Here is a 19,849-nt window from a genome sequence, read left to right as displayed (position 1 = left end):
GAGTAGGCGTATAAATGACTAGCGAAGCTCCTGTACGGGGTTTACGACTTGGTACTTCTTCAAATCAGGTATTAACCCTGCTTGCTGATACGCGCTAGTGATCCGGCCTTGCTCACGTAGTATTGCAAGACCTTTTTGTAATGCAGCAAACGCTCGTTCACCTTCTGGATGAAGCCGAGACACCGCAAAGTGCCTGCTGTCGTTTAACAGCACGACTAGATGTTCATTAGCAATGAGCTCAACATCTTCCAAAACAAAACGATTATCTAGCTTCGGCATAAGCGGCATCAACATAAAGTCGACCCAACCTTTGCTCACCATACGCGCTTGTGACATCCAATCGGGTTCAGCATGAAGCTGTTTAAGCGGAAGTGACTCCAAGGTTTGCCAATCAGTCTGCCACTTAGGGTTCGATACCGAAGTTAACTGAGTGAGCCCTTGCTCCGCTTTTAGCTGCTTTACTTTTTGATTATCTATCCCGTGATAAATACCAGCAAAATACTGACCTTTTTGAATAACGGGCTCACTGATGAAAAGCAGCCGACCTTTATTTTCAAGGTCTGCTTTCCAATAACTATCAAAGTGAAGTAGTTGTTCCCCTTTTTCAAGCAAATTGGATTCACGAAAACTGACAAAACCTGGCGTAAAAATAAATGCTTTGTCGAAGCCACCTTTTTGCAAGGCTTGCTGTGCTATCACCATATCGACAACATCACGGCGTAAATACTGGCCACTAAAATCGGTAATTTTTGTGACGTCGCGCTCACCAACAAAACGTTGATAATCTGCGAGGACATCATCTCTAATAAAAACATTAAGTGCTTCGCTGGCATTAAGTACACCAGCAAAGCTCAGCACGAAAGTGAAAAATAGGTAGCTGCGTTTAGTTCTTCGAATCCAACCCATCTACCGTAACCCCTTGTAGGAAGCCCGCACCTTTTTGTTCATTATTTTGCAGCTTGATCATCAAGCGCAGATCGTTTGGCGAGTCAGCATGATGTAGTGCGTCGGCATAGTTGATCCGCTGCTGCTTATAAAGCTCAAACAACGCTTGATCAAAGGTTTGCATGCCCATGTCTTTCGATTTTGCCATTACCTCTTTAATCGAGCCAATATCGCCTTTTTTAATAAGCTCGGCAACGAGTGGGGAGTTCAGTAACACTTCAATGGCCGCCTCTCGACCTTCGCCTTTTGAAGAAGGCACTAGTTGTTGCGCCACAATAGCGCGCAAGTTCAGCGCCAAATCGTACTTCAGTTTATCGTGCTTTTCTTTGGGGACTAAGTGCATGATACGGTCGATGGCTTGGTTAGCATTATTGGCGTGCAAGGTTGCAACGCATAAATGCCCCGTTTCAGCAAAGCTCAGTGCATACTCCATGGTTTCTTGCGAGCGAATTTCACCAATTAAAATAACATCTGGCGCTTGACGTAATGAACTTTTTAAGGCAGATTCAAAACTGTCAGTATCAATGCCCACCTCACGCTGAGTAATGATGCTTTTTTGGTGTTGATGCACAAATTCGATGGGATCTTCAATGGTCAAAATATGGCCACGTTGGTTACGATTACGATAACCGAGCAGTGCTGCAAGCGAAGTTGACTTACCCGTGCCCGTACCACCTACAAATAACACCAAGCCACGTTTGGACATGATTACATCGGTCAGTACCGACGGCAAACCTAGCTCATTGACATCAGGAATAGCAGTAACGATACGGCGGATAACCATGCCCGCACAATCCCGTTGCCAAAATGCTGAAACACGAAAACGCCCGATATCGTTAGCAATCGCAAAGTTGCACTCTTTAGTGTTAAAGAATTCTTGCTTTTGCTTGTCGCTCATAATCGAGGTAACAAGATTCAGTGACTGCGCGGCATCCAGTCTTTCTTCACTTAAGGCTCTAAGTTCGCCATCGATTTTGGCGCTCACCGCAAGCCCTGCCGAAACGAATAAGTCGGATGCTTGCTGATTGGCCATCGTTTGCAAAAACGGTTCTATATTCATCGCTACACCACTACTTAATAGCCGCTATTAAACTGATTTTTGTCATGCGCTTTTGCACGCGCATCTTGCTGTGTGATCAAACCACGGTTTAATAAATTTGTAAGGCATTGATCCATGGTCTGCATACCGTGCATTGCACCAGTTTGAATTGCCGAATACATCTGTGCAATCTTGTCTTCACGAATAAGGTTACGAATAGCAGGGATCCCGAGCATGATTTCATGCGCTGCGATTCGCCCGCCGCCAACTTTTTTCACCAACGTTTGTGAAATCACCGCTTGTAGCGACTCTGACAGCATAGATCGCACCATGTCTTTTTCTTCACCTGGGAACACATCCACAATACGGTCGATGGTTTTTGGTGCTGAGGTAGTATGCAAAGTACCAAATACTAAGTGGCCTGTTTCCGCGGCAGTTAGCGCTAAACGAATGGTCTCAAGATCACGTAATTCACCAACTAAAATAACGTCAGGGTCTTCACGGAGTGCACTTCTCAGCGCCGCGTTAAAGCTGTGTGTGTCTCTATGTACTTCACGTTGGTTAATAAGGCTTTGCTTGTTGTCGTGAACAAATTCTATCGGGTCTTCGATGGTTAGAATATGGTGATGTTTGTTGTTATTAATATAATCCACCATCGCAGCCAGGGTGGTTGATTTACCAGAACCTGTCGGGCCGGTTACCAATACTAAGCCACGTGGGTTGTCGGAAATTTTGGTAAAAATGTCTGGTGCCCCCAAATCATCTAAGCTCAGCACTTGATTTGGAATGGTACGGAACACCGCAGCAGGACCACGATTTGAATTAAAGGCGTTAACACGAAAACGCGCCAGATTTGGCACTTCGAACGAGAAATCTACCTCAAGGTTTTGCTCATAGTCACGACGTTGATTATCATTCATAATATCGTAGATGAGGCTGCTGACGTCTTTTGCTTCTAACGGCGGGATATTCACCCGACGTACGTCCCCGTCAACACGTATCATAGGGGAAACACCCGAAGAAAGGTGTAGGTCAGATGCTTTGTGTTGAACACTAAAAGCCAATAATTCTGTAATATCCATTTATAACTCCACAATGAGCACTAGTACTATATGGTTACAATAGCAGAACGCTTAGATAACGCCTACGGCAGGATAGAAAAAGCCAAACAAAACTGTCAATTCAGCGAAACAGTACAATTACTCGCGGTTTCTAAAACCAAACCTATCGCCGATATTGAGGCTGCAATTGCGGCAGGTCAAACCCAATTCGGTGAATCTTACGTACAAGAAGCGGTTGATAAAGTTGCCTATTTTAAACAAAACAAAGCGCTTGAATGGCACTTTATTGGTCCAATCCAGTCCAATAAATCAAGATTAGTCGCCGAAAACTTTCATTGGGTACAAAGCGTGGATAGAGAGAAAATCGCACGCAGGCTAAATGAGCAAAGACCAACAAACTTGAAGCCACTCAAGGTGCTATTGCAGGTCAATATTAGCGGTGATGACAACAAATCAGGTTGTCATCCCAATGAGGTTGATACGCTCGCGCAATTTATTAATGACTGTCGTCAATTGGAGCTTCGTGGCTTGATGACTATCACTGAGCAAACCGATGATAAACAAAAGCAATTACAATATTTCCAGCAAATGCGCGCTTGCTTTGATAGACTAAAGGACCAATATCAACAGCTAGATACCTTATCGATGGGAATGAGTGGCGATTTAGACACTGCGATTGCAGCAGGTTCCACTATGGTTCGCATTGGTACTGATATTTTTGGCAAACGACAGTGAGGTGAATAACACAATGTCAAACAAGACAATTGCATTTATTGGAACGGGAAATATGAGCTATGCCATTATCGGTGGCATGATCAAAAGTGGCTTTGACGCGCAGTCTATTATTGCCACCAACCGCAATGCAGAGAAACTTGCCAAAGTCGCAGAGCAATTATCGGTAAAAACAACACAAGATAATCTAGAAGCAGTCGCCGCGGCTGACGTCATTGTCTTGTCTGTAAAACCACAGATGATGGCCGAGCTGTGTCAGACCTTTCAAGATGCAGATATTGATATTAGCAATAAACTGTTTATCTCTGTCGCCGCCGGAATTACCGTTGCACGACTGAGAGAAATGCTCGGCCAACCGGTAAAAATGGTGCGCTGTATGCCTAACACGCCATCGTTGCTTGGACGCGGTGTGTCTGGCTTGTATGGCGTCGACATCAGCGATGAAGAAAAAGACTATGTTGAGCAAGTATTTTCATCCACAGGTATTGCCCTGTGGCTTGATGAAGAGTCGAAAATCAACGACGTTATTGCGGTAACAGGTTCGTCTCCAGCGTATTTCTTCTTATTTATGGAAGCCATTGAAGAAAAGGCTAAAGCCCTAGGTTTTAGTCCTGAGGAAGCCAGAAAGCTTGTGCAGCAAACTGCGCTAGGCGCGGCTGAAATGGCATTATCGCAACCTGAAATTAGCATTGCTCAGCTACGCGCTAACGTCACCTCTAAAGGTGGCACAACCCACGCAGCCGTTGAGTATTTAAAAGCACAGCAATTACCAAAAACCGTAGCGGACGCGATGGATGCATGTATCGCGCGCGCTGAAGCAATGGAAAAAGAAATCTAAAGGTGACCAATGAATGCCATGCAATTTTTAGTCGGGATCGTATTTGATCTATTTTTAATGGTCGTATTACTACGATTCTGGTTGCAGCTTGTCAAAGCGGACTTTTATAACCCGCTAAGCCAAGCGGTTGTTAAAGCAACCTCTTTTGCCGTGAACCCGCTGAGAAAAATCATTCCGGGTGTGGGCGGTTTAGATCTTGCCTCTTTGGTGCTGGCATTCATGATTGGTTTTGCCAAAATGGCGACGCTGATGGCGTTATTCGGTGGTTACTTTGACGCTTTAGGCGCGCTGATTGGTGGCGCTATTACGGTAGTAAAAGAAGCATTTAGTCTGGTGTTCTGGATCCTTATTATTCGTGCCATTTTAAGTTGGGTAGCGCAAGGCTACAATCCAGTCGCCGCCGTGTTCGAGCAATTAACAGAGCCGATGCTAAGACCTATTCGTAAAGTGATCCCACCGCTAGGCGGACTGGACTTATCTATTTTAGTCCTAATTATCGGCATGCAATTTTTGCAGATTCTAATGATGGATTTACTGAGATAGGAGCATCCCAATGAAACCATTTATTATTGTGTTAATGATGCTGCTTGCACCGGGCGTATTCGCTCAAGATGAACAAGGCGGCCAATTTAAAGACTTAGGTCCTTGGGAAGTGCATTATATCGCCTTCCCGTCTACCTTTGTTCAGCCCACAATTGCAAAAGCGTATGGCTTAATTCGTAGTGGTAACAAAGCGATTGTGAATATCTCGGTCTTGGCCGACAAGCCAGGAAAACCAGCAGTTAAGGCACGCGTTGCAGGTAGCGCCAAAAACTTACTTGGTAAAACCGTACAGCTAGAGTTTAAAGAAGTCGTAGAAGGTGAGGCAATATACTATCTTGCCCAATTAGATTACGACGATGAAGATATTTTTCGTTTCGACATTGAGATCAGTGAAGGTAAGCAAAGCCGCAAACTCACGTTCTCACAAAAGTTTTATGTAGAGTAGAGAAAATATGTCAAATAAAGTGGTACTTGCCACGGGTAACCAAGGTAAAGTCAAAGAGCTTAGCGCGATGCTAAATCAGTATGACATTGAGGTATTACCGCAAAGTGATTTCAAGGTGCCAGAGGTTGCAGAAACCGGCACGACCTTTGTGGAAAACGCCATTATCAAGGCACGTCATGCAGCTAAGGTTTCTGGCTTGCCTGCCATTGCCGATGACTCAGGCCTTGAGGTAGACGCGTTAAACGGCGCACCTGGAGTATATTCAGCGCGTTATGCTGGCGCAAACGCCGACGACCAAAAAAATATTGATCACTTACTCGCAGCGCTTGGTGAACAAACTGAGCGCAGCGCCCGTTTTTGGTGTGTTCTAGTTTATATGCGCCACGCTGACGACCCAACGCCGATTATTTGTCAGGCAAGTTGGGAAGGTGAAATCACCACAACGCAACAAGGCCGAGAAGGGTTTGGTTACGACCCAATCTTTAAGGTACAAGGTTTAGACTGCACATCAGCAGAGCTAACCAAGGAAGAAAAAAACGCAATCAGCCATAGAGGACAGGCACTTAAACAACTCGTCAGTCACTTTCAAGGCCTCGCGTGAAACTACCTCCATTAAGTCTTTATGTGCACGTACCTTGGTGCGTGCAAAAGTGTCCTTACTGTGATTTCAACAGCCATGGTAAAAAGGGCGATATCCCTGAAACGGAATATATTCAACATTTGCTCAACGATATCAAAGCCGATCTTCACTATGTTCAGGGCCGTAAACTCAGTAGTATTTTTATTGGCGGTGGCACCCCTAGTCTGCTTTCAGGTGAAGCGTACCGCTATTTACTCAGTGAAATTGAGGCGCTAATTGGTTTTGAGGATGACATTGAAGTCACTTTAGAAGCAAATCCAGGTACAGTTGAGACAGATCGTTTTAAGCATTATGTCGCGGCTGGCATCAATCGTATTTCGATAGGTGTACAAAGCTTACAACAGGAAAAGCTTACTCAACTTGGTCGTATTCATGGCGAGCAAGAAGCGCTAAATGCCGCTCAAGAAGCACATCAAGCAGGGTTAAATAGCTTTAATCTTGATTTGATGCATGGTCTTCCTAATCAATCGGTTAGCGACGCCTTAAGTGATTTAGAAAAAGCCATTGCAATGGCACCGCCACACCTTTCTTGGTATCAATTAACCATTGAGCCAAATACGCAGTTTGCCTCTAAGCCTCCGGTTTTACCTGAGGATGAAACACTGTGGGACATCCAAGAACAAGGTCAGGCATTACTTGCGGAGCACGGCTACCAGCAATATGAGATCTCAGGCTATGCCAAAGCGGGATTTCAATGTCGACATAACTTGAATTATTGGCAATTTGGCGATTATCTTGGGATCGGCTGTGGTGCGCATGGCAAAATCACTTTGCCTGAGCAGCAACAGATCTTAAGAACCGTAAAGGTAAAACACCCTCGTGGCTATATGGATCTGAGTAAACCCTATTTGTATGAGCAGTGGCATGTTGCAAGCGATGACAGACCATTTGAGTTTTTTATGAATGTGTTCCGTTTAAAAACTGCCGCATCAAAACAACAGTTTATTGACTACACTGGTCTTGAACTTAGCGCTATTGCAACGCAAATTGCTGAGGCCGTAGATAAGGGTTTGATTGAGGAAACCAACGATTCATGGCTAGTTACAAATAAAGGCCACCGATACCTCAACGATCTGCTAGAGTTATTTGTTTAATATAGAAATTATGCGGGTGATATTCACTGCAACCCGCATGAAAACCGCCATTCGGCAACATATAATAAAAGGGTATAAAATGCGTAAATTAACCATTTTAGCAGCAGCGGTAAGCGTCGCGCTTTTTGCTGGCTGTCAACAAACCACACACTCTCCAGCACCTGCTCCAAAAGCTGAACAACAAGTCGTAAAAAGTGAAGTAGAAAAGGCAAACGCACTTTTTGAAGCGTCGTTTACCCGTGGCGTAATGCGTAGCCCAGTTTACCAAACTTATATGGGTATCAAACAAGACTACGACAAGTGGGATGACGGCAGCGAAGCGCGCCAACTTGAAGATCTTGAACTGACGAAACAAGACTTAACTGCGCTTAATGCAATTGATCGAAATAAGCTAGATGCCAATACGCAAGTGAGCTACGACTTATTCAAGCAAGGTCTTGAAAACACCATTGCAGATTTTAAATGGCGTTATCACTCATATCCGGTAAATCAGATGTATGGTACACACTCAATGGTGCCTGCATTTTTAATCAACCAGCACCAAATTACCGATGTCAAAGATGCCAAAGCGTATATTTCACGCTTAAACGGTGTACCGGCTGTATTTGATCAGCTCATCGTTGACTTAAAAGCGCGTGCAGATAAAGGTATTATTGCACCAAAATTCGTTTTCCCTCACGTCATTGAATCAAGTGAAAATATCATCAAAGGTGCGCCATTTGCTGCGGGTGACGACTCAACGTTACTGGCTGACTTCAAACGCAAAGTAGCAACACTTGAAGTCAGTGAAGACGAGAAATCAGCGCTGGTAAAAGAAGCAACAGATGCGCTAACAACAGCAGTAAAGCCTGCTTATAACAAGTTGATTGGTTACCTACATAAACTTGAGAAAAAAGCAGACAAACGTGACGGTGCGTGGAAATTCCCTAACGGCGAAAAATTTTATAATAACGCCCTAGCACGTACGACAACCACATCGTTAAGCGCTGAAGAAATTCACGAAATCGGTTTATCTGAAGTGGCGCGTATTCATGACGAAATGCGAGCAATCAAAGAGAAAGTGGGCTTCAAAGGCGATTTAAAAGCCTTTATGGAGTTCATGAAAACCGACAAACAGTTTTACCTTCCCAATACAGAAGCTGGTAAGGCACAATATTTAGCCGAAGCCAAAGCGATGATCGATAATATGAAGTCACGCTTGGATGAGCTGTTTATCGTTAAGCCAAAAGCGGACATGATAGTAAAACGCGTAGAGGCATTCCGCGAAAAATCTGCAGGTAAAGCTTTCTACCAGCAACCCGCGCCTGACGGCTCACGTCCTGGTGTTTACTATGCAAACCTTTACGACATGGAAGCGATGCCAACTTACCAAATGGAAGCCTTGGCTTATCACGAAGGTATTCCAGGTCACCACATGCAGATCGCGATTGCTCAAGAGCTAGAAGATATGCCTAAATTCCGTAAGTTTGGTGGCTACACTGCATACATCGAAGGCTGGGGCTTATATTCTGAACTTGTACCAAAAGAAATGGGTTTATACGAAGACCCCTATTCAGACTTTGGTCGCTTAGCGATGGAATTATGGCGTGCATGCCGCTTAGTGGTAGATACTGGGATCCACGCAATGAAGTGGACACGTCAAGAAGGTATTGATTACTACGTAAACAACACACCAAATGCTAAGTCAGACGCAGTGAAGATGGTAGAGCGCCATATTGTTATGCCTTCACAAGCCACTGCGTACAAAGTGGGGATGTTGAAGATCCTAGAACTTCGTGAAGCCGCTAAGAAAGAACTAGGCGATAAGTTTGATATTCGTGAGTTCCACGACATCGTACTGAAAAATGGCCCAGTTCCACTAAACGTGCTTGAATCATTTGTTGATGAGTGGGTCGCGAGCAAAAAAGGCTAACTCCTACTGCCAATGAACCGAATAAAAGCCAGCACGATCAGTCATGCTGGCTTTTTTACTTTATTTACCTTACATAAGCTGTATTCAGATAAGCAAATCGGTATAAGAAATAACGGCCGCTAGAGCGCGAGTTGTTATTCCATGCTGAGATTACTCTTCTATAAAATTAAACTCTGTTCCGGTTAAAATAATATGCAAGCAGGCACCGCCATGCGCTGGGCTTTGCATTTTGATTTCGCCCTTCAACTTCTGTGTTACTAAGTTATATACAATACTCAAGCCAAGTCCTGTCCCCCCCGAAAAACGCTTTGAAGTAACGAAAGGCTCAAATATAGCGGGCAATAACTCTTTATCTATACCGGCACCATCATCTTTAAAATAAAAATGGATATAGTCATTAATTAACACGGTAGATACCACAATATTGAGCTTTTGCCCGTCAATCTTGGCGTGCTTGATGCAGTTGTTAATACTATACCCAACAACTTGGCTAAACACCGACGGGTAGCTTATTAAAGTTAAGTTTTCGGGGATTTCGAGTTCAATGGCATAGTCTTCTTGGTTTAATTCTGATTGGTAGCAATCAAAGACATTTTTAACTAAATGCTTAAGGTTGAACGCGCTCTTTTCTTCAAACTCTCGATTCACTGCCACTAGCTTAAAATCATCTACCAGTGAGGCTGTGCGGTGGAGGTTATTCTCTAATAAATATAGCGCGGCTTCTGCCTCAGTAATTAGTGTCGTCAAGGTTTGCCGCTGTAACTTACCAAGTTCAAGTTGCGATTTTAGTGTCGCGACTTGCTCTTTTAAATGCGATTGGCTGGTAATAGCAACACCAAGCGGTGTATTAAGCTCATGAGCAAAGCCACTCACCATATTTCCTAAGCTCGCCATTTTGGCTTCTTCGATTAAGCGTTGCTGCGCTGCGCTCAGGCGCGCAAGCAAGGTTTCAATAAATGCTAATAGGTCATCGAGTTGATGAGCAATTTGTGCAATCTCATCGTTACCGTCAATATTCACCCTTAAGCTAAAGTCTTCAAGCTTAGCAACTTTTACGAGTACTTTATTAATAGCCAGTATATGCCGTGTGACTTTGCTATTTTGATAATTCAGTAAGATAAGCACAGCAATATTCATCAGTACAATTAAAATGAGGCCATATAAAATGATACTTTCTTTACGTTCTTGCGTAACGGCTTGGGTACGGATTGATACCAGTTCAAACTGGCTTCTTAATTTTTGCTTCTCGGTGAATAGCTCCGCACGTACGCCTTCACCATCGTGCAAACCTAGCTTTCGCAAAATAGCAACATAGCTTGCAAAACCCGCTTCATAACGTTTAAGCAAGTTGCTTATCTCTTCACTAAGCGCACTGTCTTTGATTAGTTGCTCAGCATGCATGACAAGTTGTTCATGCTGCTGTAAATAACTTAAGTCAGCTCTTAACAAAAAGTCTTTTTCTCGACGCCTTAATTCCAATATGGCAATTTCCAACTGAGGCATAGCCTTACCAGAAATTCGCTCCTGCAAAGCATGGGCGCTACGTCTGAACTCACCATAAATACCTGCATTTTCGTCATAGCCGAGTTGCTCATGCAAACGGATAAGTTCGTCTAGTTTACTAAAGTAGGCTTTTGACAGTTCATCGAGTTGTAATAGCAAAGGCAGCAAGGCCTCTTCATTGGCCATAGAATTAAGCAAGCTACTAAAGCTATCCTGATAGCTGTACTTTAATTGCGGGATGGCAGAAACATCATCTTTTTGTGCTCGAATAAGAATATGCTCTTCTTGATCCATGGTTCGTTGTAGAGCGGTTTGCAGCTGAGTAAGTTGTGCGGTAAGGCGGGCACTACGACTCACTTCGTAATACAAAAACCAGCTGACAAAAATGATCACAATCGCAGAAGTCAACGCGGCAATTTTGAAAAATAGAACTGACTGCTTTAGCTGCACGGCACATTCTCACTTAATTGATACTCTGTAAGCTTAGTATAGTTCTATTGGGTTTCCTGATTTGTTTCCAAAACCTCACTTTCTTTTTGTTGTCGTTGCGACAGGTTTTTATCGTAATACATGTTGTGATCAGCGCGAGCCATGAGTTCCGAAACACTATCTTGATTTGCTGAAGGAAAAGCATAACCAACGCTCACCGTCGTTTGAATAGTGTGTCTATCAACTTGTAGCGGTTGCTTTTCAACCTGCTCCTTAATATTTTTTATAATTGAGTTAACCAAAGCGTCCTCTGACACTCTGTGCAAAATAATAACAAACTCGTCCCCCCCCAATCGCGCGATAAAATCATACACACGCACTGAGTTCATCAAAATTGACGAGACATGGAGTAACAGCTTATCTCCCACTTCATGACCAAACTTATCGTTTACTTGTTTAAAATTATTTAGATCGAGGTTAAGCAGCACAAATGACGGTTGCTCTGAACGACCAAGTAACGTATTGAGTTGTCTAATCGCATAGCGACGGTTGGGCAACTTAGTTAAATCATCTTGCAACGAGGCGGTATGTGCTAAGTGATACGATCGATAGAGCACTAATAACGAGAGAAACAATATTGAGGCAACAGCAGTAACCAAAATCTGAGCTTGTTGCCTTGCTTTTGCATAAGTGCTCTCGTCTATTTGATAATCAGCCACAAGCTGCCACTCACCAGATGGTAAGTTGATTGGGATGACTAAATCTGGAGTTTCAAACAAGGTAGCAGAGCCATAAAAGGCATCCCCCTGTTCACCGCGTCCATCTCGACCTCGAATCGCTAAAGTGGCACTGTCCAATTCGTTAATGCCACTGTATTCAAGCAGCTTCTGATAATCTAGAACCACACTAATCGCGCCCCAGTAGTTTTCATTCCTCGGATAATCCGAAAACACAGGAAACCTCGCTATCAACGCTTCACCGCCTTGCACTAGCTGTAATGGACCGGCGATAAATACCTTTTGAGAGGTTCTTGCAATTTCAACAGTGCGAAATTGTTCAGGGTTAGTGCGAAAATCGAAACCGATAGCCGCTCGGTTCCCTTCAACTGGATAGACATGACTAATGATATTATTTGGTGCGAGACCGACATGGCGAATCAGCGTCGACTTTTCAACGGCTTTAGCAACCACATGAGACCAATGCTCAATTGCAAAGTCAGGATCAATTGTAACAAAGGTCGCTAAACTCTCAGCCAGATAGGTGTCCATAAATATGGCGTTTTCAATTTTAGCGCGGACAAGTGAAATGTTAGACCTTACCGTTTCGGTTCTTTCGCTTACTTCCTGAACCACAATAGAGTGAGAAATAAGCTTTACCGCGTAGAAAGTCAAACTCCAGAACACGATGGTAAACAACGATAACAGCACTATGGTTTGCTTTTCTACAGTTACCTTCATCGCCTCTCTTGCCTAATAAAATTTAGCAGCTTAAATCTACAATAAACCAATTTAATTACAAAAGCATAGGCAATTTACCGAAAACCGCCAGTTTTGTGGGGAAGTAACTGTCTGTTTAGAAGAATGGGTTGAATCGTGGAGACAGCTTGATTTGTAGCGGCGAATAGCACCGGTGATGTGGCGCTTAAATTTATTTGTCGAGATAAGACCAATTCGTTCGTCGAGATAAATCTCGACGTACAATTCGAGGCATAAAAAAAACCAACCAATTGGTTAGGGTTATAAAAAGTGGTACCAGTGGGCGGGCTCTTAACCTGTATTAGCGCCACCCGCATGGCGTCCAAGTCCAGTTTCGCAAGAACGGTCTGTAGAGATAAACCAATCCATTGAGATAAACCAATCCATTGAGATAAAGCCAATTTAGTCGAGATAAATCTCGACCTACAATTCGAGGCATAAAAAAACCCTTGCTAAAAAGCAAGGGTTATAAAAAGTGGTACCAGTGGGCGGACTTGAACCGCCACGCCCGAAGGCAACGGATTTTGAATCCGCTCAATGCAAATAAATAACAAATAAAAACAAAAACTTATATTATTAGTTGCTGTAAATATACACACAATATACAATTTGAATATTAATTGTTATGAATATTATCAGTGATTTTTAATATGAACAAGATGGAAAAGCAGCTCTTTTTGGCAAGGCTTGAAGACGATATAGAAGTCAATATTGCTTATGATGCTGTGCTGCGTTATCGAGAACAATTTGAAGGCTCAGAGGCTACTGAGTTTGATCTCGCTCCTCCAACAATTACCGTTGATGAAAATATTGCTCTCTATAAAAACAGCTCTTCACCTTACTTTTGGTGCCGCCTTAAAGTTGATGGTCTCAAAGGATATGTAAAACAGAGCACGAGAAAGAAGACTATTGCAGAAGCATCAGCAGAGGCTAAGTCAATCAGGTTCATAATTACTGAACAAGTAAAGGCAGGAACCTTTCATCCGAAAGACGTTATTACTTGGAGAAAGGTCTGTGTTCAAACAGCAAATGCATTAGAAAAACAAGCCGAGAAGGATAAAAAAGAAGGTAATAAAAAGTCTGGTTCTGCTAGATACGCTTCTATTATAAAGATGTACTATCAAACCATAGATGACTGGAGAGATCTTGATATTAAGTCGTTTACTTACGCTGATCTAATTCAATTGAAAGAACTTGATAACTTCAAAGATATGCCAAAGTCTTCAGCTACTAAGCGTAAAACGGCATTAAAAGAAATCTTTGAGTTTGCTCTTATTAATAAATACATTGATAAAAAGCCAGATCTTCCAACTTTTGATTACATTTCAACAGAAGAAGGCAAGCCATTCTCATTAGATGATCGAGAAGTGATCATGTCTAATTTCATCAATTTCCTAGAGAGTGGTAGACCAAACTACATTACAAAGCACAAGCGAACCATTCTTCCACTATATGTGAACTTCTTAATTCTGACGGGCGTGCGACCCGGTGAAGAAGCGATGAATATCAGATGGGAAAATATTCAGAAACAAAAAAAGAAAGATGAGAATGGCGAAATTAAGTTTTATTACTTATTAGAAATAACAAATGGGAAGCGCTCAAAACGTGTTAAGCGTAATAAGAAGATAATTCAAACCAGTCGTACCATTATCATTAAAAACGAGACCATATTGACGCTAGAGCGCCTTTACTACGTTATGAATGGTATTAAGAAAGGCATTGATGAAATAATTGAAGAGAAAGGTTCAGATCTAGTATTTCAGAGCAATACAGATGCTGACTTAGAAATGGCATCGACATTTAAACAATATGTAGAATATCTTGGCTCTAAGATTAAAAATTATTACACGCTCTATAACTGCCGACATGAGCATATCAACATGTGTATGGAGCAAGGTCTTGATGCAGCCATTATCGCAACTCAGTGCGGCACAAGTATCGCTACAATAGATAATCACTATAAGAAAGTGAGACAAGAAGAGATTGCATTTAAAGTATTGAGTCCAGAAGAAATTGAACAAATAAATCCAGCGCAAAAATAAAACCTATCAAAAAAAGTTAAAGCATTAACCAGTGTCACTGCTACTTTTTAACAACGATAAATAGGAGAAAAAAGTTTGAGTATCATTAAGCTCAATGAGCAAAAAAATAAGCGCAGATTTCTTTCTCTATTAGATGCATTCAACGAACAGTATCAGCGGCAACAGCCCACTCATGACTTCAAAAGTATCGCTGTATTCGACAACTACAGTGACTATGTGAATGAATTTTTTATTCGCAGACTAGATGAAGAAGTTAATAGACAAAAAGATTTTATGATCATCAATGACATTAAATACAAGCATAATGAGCTATCAATTAGCTACACTGCTTGCAATGATTATGATGATTTAATTGAAAGCCTCGGAAGCAACGGCTGAGTTTTTTGAGCACAATTTTATTTGTTAGCAAAGCGCACATCACATCAACTATTTGCAGACAGCGGAGTAATGATGTGCGCAGCTAAAACTAAGAAACTTGCTGTAGAAGACCGTTTCTGATTATTCCTTTCACTTCCAAAGAGTCGGTCGCATCTAGTGCAAACATGGCTCCGAACAATGAGTTCTTGTCATCAAAGAAGAGCTGTTGTTTGTTGTCAAAATATAGCGTGCCGTGAAGCATTTCTATATTGTGTTGATTGTTCATGCACTCTACTAGCTGTTCGAGTGTGTTGATATCAAAAATCTGGGCCGAGCTGTCCGTGGCTTTGAAAGCTACGTTCTTTAGTTTTACAGACATAATAATAACCATCCTTAATCTAGTTAAAGTTACTTACCCATTCCTTCGGTTATTATTATTTCTATGTTTTTACCGTGTCGACTATCCTCGCAGACATCAATTTAGCTAGTGTAAAAGTGTATCATTTGGTCTGGTGTTAGCTTTAGATGTTCTCTTCTGTCATCCAGTTCATCATTGTCGCTGGCAGACACTGCTACAGTCAGTAACTTGTTGTGTATCCATACCCCAAATGTCGTACCTTCAAACTCAAATATTCCTTCGTGCCAACCTTGCTTGATATCAGCTTGTGTAACGATTTTGCCGAATATTCTTTTAAGTAATCTTCTTACTAAACAGCCTGCAAAATCAGAGCATTCTATTGCGTCAATATCTATAATTGAGCTTTTAATACCAAAGGCTTCTAATTGGCTAGAATCAAGCTCTTTTGATACAGATTGAACATCTATATAATAATCGTCATTATCAAGACCATAGTCGTAGTCATATGGAGATGGTTTATATAGAGTCACTGTATTTTGAAAAGAGATAGTAATGTAATATTCAGAGCCATTAAAAAAGAATACTTTTCCACTTTCAGACTCAATGAGTTTTATCTCCAAGTCATGTTCATAGTTTTCCAACTCTATAATCATTTCCTTGATGATTGAAATAGCCTTATCTGAACAATCTGAAAGCTTAATATCCACTTCTTCTAGCAACTCTAAAAATTTCATTTTTTAACCTTAGTATTTTAATTTATCGACCCCACCTAAGTTATTAACTAACCTTTTCTGATATTTTCATTATCCAATAATTAAACGCTAAAGTAAATATTTTTTTCATACATTATCAAAATAATTGATAATGCATTTATTACTATGTTCTTTATTATATTTTTGTCGTGTATCTAAATTGTATTAGATGATCTTGTTCTGAATATTCTCAATTCCTTGCTTTATCAGCTTCCTCTTTTTTATAAACTCTTCTTTTTTTCTAAGTACTTCTTCTAACAATTCCAGACGCTTAATTTCTTCTTCAACTTCAGCTAAATCTTGCTTCATATTATCGATAACTTGGTGCGGTGAGCGGTTCTGAAATAGTTCTTCGGTTACTTCATTTTCCGAGTTTGACAATGTGGTTGCCACGCTTGGCAAAGGTGTTGTCGTGGGTGACAATGCGCTTGTCGAGCTTTGTAAAGGTTTTGACTTAGATTCTTTTTTCTCTAATTTTAATTGCTCATTATATGCAGTTTCTAGTTCACTAACTTTCTGTTCCAGTTCTTCTCTTGCAGCCAAAACGTCATCAAAAGGCGCTAGTTTTTGATTTTTTAAATTTTCTCTAAGTTCTCTAAGCTCTAAGCGAGCATCTCGAAGTTCGTAATAGATTTTTTGAGATTCTGGTACTTTCTTGTAAACCTCTTCCATTTCAAGAACCACTTCTGTTACTTTGTCAGATAAATATTTAACTTTTTCTCGCTTGGACATAGGTTTTCGTCCACGACCACTATATGTTTCAAGTGGGCAAGGAATATCATCTGACTCCAATTCCCTCTGTGCTTGTAGAAGTTTCTCATTTTCTTTTTTGAGGTGCTTTTTAAGAATTAAATACCTATCAGCGCTCTTCCTACCCGCAGAATCGTTTGCTCGGTAGGTTCTATATTCACGCAAAAGAGACTTAATATCCGGGAGGTCGATAGATTCTTTTCGAGCTTCAGCTCGGTGTTCAGATAAAGACTTTAAGAACTGTTTTTTAGCTCTTCTAATTTGCTCTTCCTTTGAAACAGGCTTCCTGCCCATATTCTTATTGCCAGCTCTTTTTCCGTAGATATCGTCATATGTCAGGCTTCTTTTTTCTGCAATACGTCTATAGTCTCTAGCTGCTTTTCTCTTAGCTTTTTCTAAAGCTGAAAGCGGTGTGCGTCCCTTTGATGCCATCTGACAAACCTCAAATATTTAGATATATTAATAAATTGATTATATATCCACCCGGATTTACTAATCAATAAATTAAATTATTAAATTGCACTGTTTAATTATTATGTGTTAATGTAATTTGATACTAGAAATAAAATTTCTTTTGGGATTTGTTTAAGCAAGGTATGTAAATAGCATCTATTCTGCACTTCGTTTGAATAGCTACTATTGACCCTTGAACTCAACGCTCCCGCATTTCGTTAGGTTTGAACGCTCCCGCATTCAAACTTAGATATAACAACAATAACGACAAGAGAAATGAAGCAAGCAAACTAAATCGGAAAACTACGCACTTGTCATAACTAAAAGGTAATAGTTATGACTACTGATAATAATAAAAATAGTCAAAGAAATAAGCGCTGTACTGTCAGTTTTACTGAAGAAGAACATAAGACAATCTTCGATGCAGCTATAGCAAAAAACTACTCAAACAAAGCAATCGCTCGTTACATCAGAGAAGAGCTTTTATCATCCATCAGCAAAGCTGATCATTCTCCATGTGTCATTGTTCCTTCTGTTAATCAAGAGTTAGCGAAGGATTTAAGAGGTGCAGTAAATAATCTCAATCAGTCGTTAAAAGTACTTCATCAATTAACGATTACATCAACTCAATCTGAGCAAATAAATCAAGCCAAAAGCATGATGAGCACGATAGTAAAAGTTGCTCATAGATGTAAAGAGCTTCAAGATTTTTCAAAAGGTGAAGGTGGAAAAAATGCATTGGCTAAAATGGCTCTTGAAACATTTAATAAAAGAGAGTTAGAAAAACTTGTCTCCATAAAATCCAATATGGAGTCAAAACAATGATCGCAAAATTCATCCAAAAACCTGCTGGCTCCAACCGGGGCCAAGCTCCAAATTTAATTTACTACATCATGGGTGCGACTAAAGATTGTGCTCAAACAGAAAAAGATCACGAACACACAGGCGACAAAGAAAAAGTTCATTTCATTGGTTGCTCTGAAAACATCTGTGTCGTTAATCCGCAGTTTAAATTATTAAAAGATAAAGTAGTAAAGCTAGATGCTAATGAAACAGACTTGGAAGAAATCATAGCTGCATTTAATGAAAGTGAATCTCGCAATGAACGAACAAATTTTCCGCTTGAACATATCGTTCTTGCTCTTCAACCGGGCGAAACTTTAACTGTCGATCAATGGCACGAAGCTGTGAAAATGTATATCGATGAAATGGGATATGGCAACTGCACATGGATGTCTGCAATGCATCAAGATACTGATCAAGAACATGCACATATTGCATTATGTAATATCAGTAATGAGCCTCCGCACAACTCGATAAACCAATCAAATAAATATCGTCTTTCTGCTTTAGCTAGAAATAAAATCGAAGAAAAATTTGGCCTTAATCACACTGTAAATCCATTTACTGACAAGATACAAATAAAGAATAAAAAGCTAGAAAAGAATCAAATTCGCAATGTTATACGCATAGCTATTGATGAAATTATGGAGGCAAATCCAACGATTTCAGTACCAGATTTTCAGCGTAAAATGTGGGAAAAAGGATTCGGAACATTCGCTAATCTGAAATCTAATGAGACTGAAATCCAAGGTATGAGCTTCAGCTATAACAACATCAAAATCAAAGCTGGTTCACTCGGACTAGGTTACAAAACTAAGGATGTATTTCAACGAGGACTGGAGTTCATTCCACACCGTGACCTTAATCAAGTTAAACAATTAAACGAACTTGAGACTGAACGATTCGCACAATTTGAAGCAATGGCAATCGAAGCTGAACGATTCATTAACATGTCAGCAGAAGATCTGTACAAGGATAAAAACAGAGTCACAAACATCTGTGCGCTATCTCAAGAAGAGCAGCAAATTAGGCAAGTGATGAAGAAGTTTGCGCATGACTACTATGTTGTCTCTCTTCTTTCACAAGAAGACATTGAAGCTACTTTTGAGCACAAAGAGACATTCCTGTTGGATGTGATTAAAGGTGCTGTTAACTCAAGCAACAAAAACACAATCATCGGAGGAATCGGGATAGATCCGAAATTCTTTAAAAGCTATGGCGACTACTTGAAAAAGCTTGATGAGATGGAAGCAGACAGGCTTCAACGAGAGAACGATAAAGCACATCAGAGATCGCTAGCCAAAATACAGAAAATGGTTATGTCATTAATCACATTTATGTATTCACCGAAGAAAGCTAAAAAGCACATGCTGCCAAAGCGTGGATACAACATGGGCAGCTTAAATACTAGATTAGACCAATCACCGCTATTAATACTGAATAGGCGTGAGATGGCTACTATGCTTCTTAAAAACAAGACATTAAGAATTAGAAAAGACATTGAGCACAAACGAGAGTATTACGTAAAGCTTAACGATTACGACAACCCAATATTTTGTGAAAGACCCAAAAACACAGGTAAAAACAAATTCTATAGCCACGAAAATGGCATGTTTATGCGTTCTACAGTCTAATTTA

At 40.9% G+C, this 19,849-nt stretch carries 19 protein-coding genes; 11 read left to right on the top strand and 8 right to left on the bottom strand.

Annotated elements, in window-relative coordinates:
• Window positions 1-18: 18 nt before the first annotated feature.
• Genes QSH61_RS03645 through QSH61_RS03635 form a run of 3 tightly spaced genes read right to left on the bottom strand, consistent with a single transcriptional unit; the run spans window position 19 to window position 3,066 of the window.
• On the bottom strand, window positions 19-906 hold the full coding sequence (locus QSH61_RS03645; RefSeq protein ID WP_206471374.1) for a hypothetical protein: 888 nt from the start codon (window positions 904-906) through the stop codon (window positions 19-21).
• Window positions 884-2,005 carry a PilT/PilU family type 4a pilus ATPase gene (locus QSH61_RS03640; RefSeq protein ID WP_206471375.1) on the bottom strand — a complete coding sequence of 374 codons (1,122 nt, stop codon included), beginning with the start codon at window positions 2,003-2,005 and terminating at the stop codon, window positions 884-886. The genes QSH61_RS03645 and QSH61_RS03640 overlap by 23 nt, the downstream gene beginning before the upstream one ends.
• Window positions 2,006-2,019: 14 nt before the next feature.
• Window positions 2,020-3,066 (bottom strand): type IV pilus twitching motility protein PilT, encoded by a 1,047-nt coding sequence (locus QSH61_RS03635; protein WP_010379026.1) that lies wholly within the window; start codon window positions 3,064-3,066, stop codon window positions 2,020-2,022.
• Window positions 3,067-3,096: 30 nt separating this feature from the next.
• On the opposite strand from QSH61_RS03635, the gene QSH61_RS03630 reads away from it, so the two are divergent.
• The 7 genes from QSH61_RS03630 to QSH61_RS03600 all read left to right on the top strand — a co-directional run bounded on the left by QSH61_RS03630 (window position 3,097) and on the right by QSH61_RS03600 (window position 9,249).
• A complete protein-coding gene (locus tag QSH61_RS03630; protein WP_010607714.1) occupies window positions 3,097-3,780 on the top strand; it encodes a YggS family pyridoxal phosphate-dependent enzyme in 684 nt (227 codons plus the stop codon).
• Window positions 3,781-3,793: 13 nt separating this feature from the next.
• Window positions 3,794-4,615: a pyrroline-5-carboxylate reductase gene (gene proC / locus QSH61_RS03625; protein WP_174170326.1), complete on the top strand. Its 822-nt coding sequence runs from the start codon at window positions 3,794-3,796 to the stop codon at window positions 4,613-4,615.
• A gap of 9 nt (window positions 4,616-4,624) precedes the next feature.
• Window positions 4,625-5,158, top strand: a complete 534-nt coding sequence (locus QSH61_RS03620; RefSeq protein ID WP_010607716.1) for a YggT family protein — start codon at window positions 4,625-4,627, stop codon at window positions 5,156-5,158.
• A gap of 10 nt (window positions 5,159-5,168) precedes the next feature.
• On the top strand, window positions 5,169-5,603 hold the full coding sequence (locus QSH61_RS03615) for a DUF4426 domain-containing protein (protein WP_010607717.1): 435 nt from the start codon (window positions 5,169-5,171) through the stop codon (window positions 5,601-5,603).
• A 7-nt stretch (window positions 5,604-5,610) separates the two neighbouring features.
• Window positions 5,611-6,204 carry an XTP/dITP diphosphatase gene (locus QSH61_RS03610; RefSeq protein WP_174170327.1) on the top strand — a complete coding sequence of 198 codons (594 nt, stop codon included), beginning with the start codon at window positions 5,611-5,613 and terminating at the stop codon, window positions 6,202-6,204.
• A complete protein-coding gene (hemW, locus tag QSH61_RS03605; RefSeq protein ID WP_206471376.1) occupies window positions 6,201-7,337 on the top strand; it encodes a radical SAM family heme chaperone HemW in 1,137 nt (378 codons plus the stop codon). Before QSH61_RS03610 ends, hemW begins: the two co-directional genes overlap by 4 nt.
• 79 nt (window positions 7,338-7,416) lie before the next feature.
• The gene (locus tag QSH61_RS03600) at window positions 7,417-9,249 is read left to right on the top strand and encodes a DUF885 domain-containing protein (RefSeq protein WP_010607720.1); all 1,833 of its coding nucleotides are present in this window, start codon (window positions 7,417-7,419) and stop codon (window positions 9,247-9,249) included.
• A gap of 150 nt (window positions 9,250-9,399) precedes the next feature.
• Here QSH61_RS03600 and QSH61_RS03595 read toward each other — a convergent pair whose 3' ends face one another.
• The gene (locus QSH61_RS03595; protein WP_174170329.1) at window positions 9,400-11,202 is read right to left on the bottom strand and encodes a sensor histidine kinase; all 1,803 of its coding nucleotides are present in this window, start codon (window positions 11,200-11,202) and stop codon (window positions 9,400-9,402) included.
• Between the two features lie 44 nt (window positions 11,203-11,246).
• Complete coding sequence (locus QSH61_RS03590; RefSeq protein ID WP_174170330.1) at window positions 11,247-12,638, bottom strand: diguanylate cyclase domain-containing protein; 1,392 nt, start codon at window positions 12,636-12,638, stop codon at window positions 11,247-11,249.
• Window positions 12,639-13,315: 677 nt separating this feature from the next.
• Between QSH61_RS03590 and QSH61_RS03585 the strand changes: the two genes are divergently transcribed.
• Both QSH61_RS03585 and QSH61_RS03580 read left to right on the top strand, forming a co-directional pair.
• Window positions 13,316-14,698 carry a site-specific integrase gene (locus tag QSH61_RS03585; protein ID WP_206471377.1) on the top strand — a complete coding sequence of 461 codons (1,383 nt, stop codon included), beginning with the start codon at window positions 13,316-13,318 and terminating at the stop codon, window positions 14,696-14,698.
• A gap of 75 nt (window positions 14,699-14,773) precedes the next feature.
• Window positions 14,774-15,076 carry a hypothetical protein gene (locus QSH61_RS03580; protein ID WP_206471378.1) on the top strand — a complete coding sequence of 101 codons (303 nt, stop codon included), beginning with the start codon at window positions 14,774-14,776 and terminating at the stop codon, window positions 15,074-15,076.
• An 88-nt stretch (window positions 15,077-15,164) separates the two neighbouring features.
• Here the strand turns inward: QSH61_RS03580 and QSH61_RS03575 are convergent, their stop codons facing one another.
• The 3 genes from QSH61_RS03575 to QSH61_RS03565 form a co-directional block, all read right to left on the bottom strand.
• Window positions 15,165-15,434 (bottom strand): hypothetical protein, encoded by a 270-nt coding sequence (locus tag QSH61_RS03575; protein ID WP_206471379.1) that lies wholly within the window; start codon window positions 15,432-15,434, stop codon window positions 15,165-15,167.
• Between the two features lie 101 nt (window positions 15,435-15,535).
• On the bottom strand, window positions 15,536-16,147 hold the full coding sequence (locus QSH61_RS03570; protein WP_206471380.1) for a hypothetical protein: 612 nt from the start codon (window positions 16,145-16,147) through the stop codon (window positions 15,536-15,538).
• A 183-nt stretch (window positions 16,148-16,330) separates the two neighbouring features.
• Window positions 16,331-17,347 (bottom strand): V-type ATP synthase subunit I domain-containing protein, encoded by a 1,017-nt coding sequence (locus QSH61_RS03565; RefSeq protein WP_206471381.1) that lies wholly within the window; start codon window positions 17,345-17,347, stop codon window positions 16,331-16,333.
• 357 nt (window positions 17,348-17,704) lie between these two features.
• Here QSH61_RS03565 and QSH61_RS03560 point away from each other — a divergent pair, with 357 nt between their 5' ends.
• Together QSH61_RS03560 and QSH61_RS03555 are read left to right on the top strand one after the other, a co-directional pair.
• Window positions 17,705-18,193 (top strand): hypothetical protein, encoded by a 489-nt coding sequence (locus tag QSH61_RS03560; RefSeq protein ID WP_206471382.1) that lies wholly within the window; start codon window positions 17,705-17,707, stop codon window positions 18,191-18,193.
• Entirely contained in the window at window positions 18,190-19,845 is a 1,656-nt protein-coding gene (locus QSH61_RS03555; protein ID WP_206471383.1) for a relaxase/mobilization nuclease domain-containing protein, read from the top strand. Before QSH61_RS03560 ends, QSH61_RS03555 begins: the two co-directional genes overlap by 4 nt.
• Window positions 19,846-19,849: the final 4 nt, after the last annotated feature.

The organism is Pseudoalteromonas sp. JC3, assembly GCF_030291895.1.
Taxonomy (GTDB): Bacteria; Pseudomonadota; Gammaproteobacteria; order Enterobacterales; family Alteromonadaceae; genus Pseudoalteromonas.
Note: the sequence above shows the minus strand (reverse complement) of the source record. Positions and strands in the feature narration are given on the sequence as shown.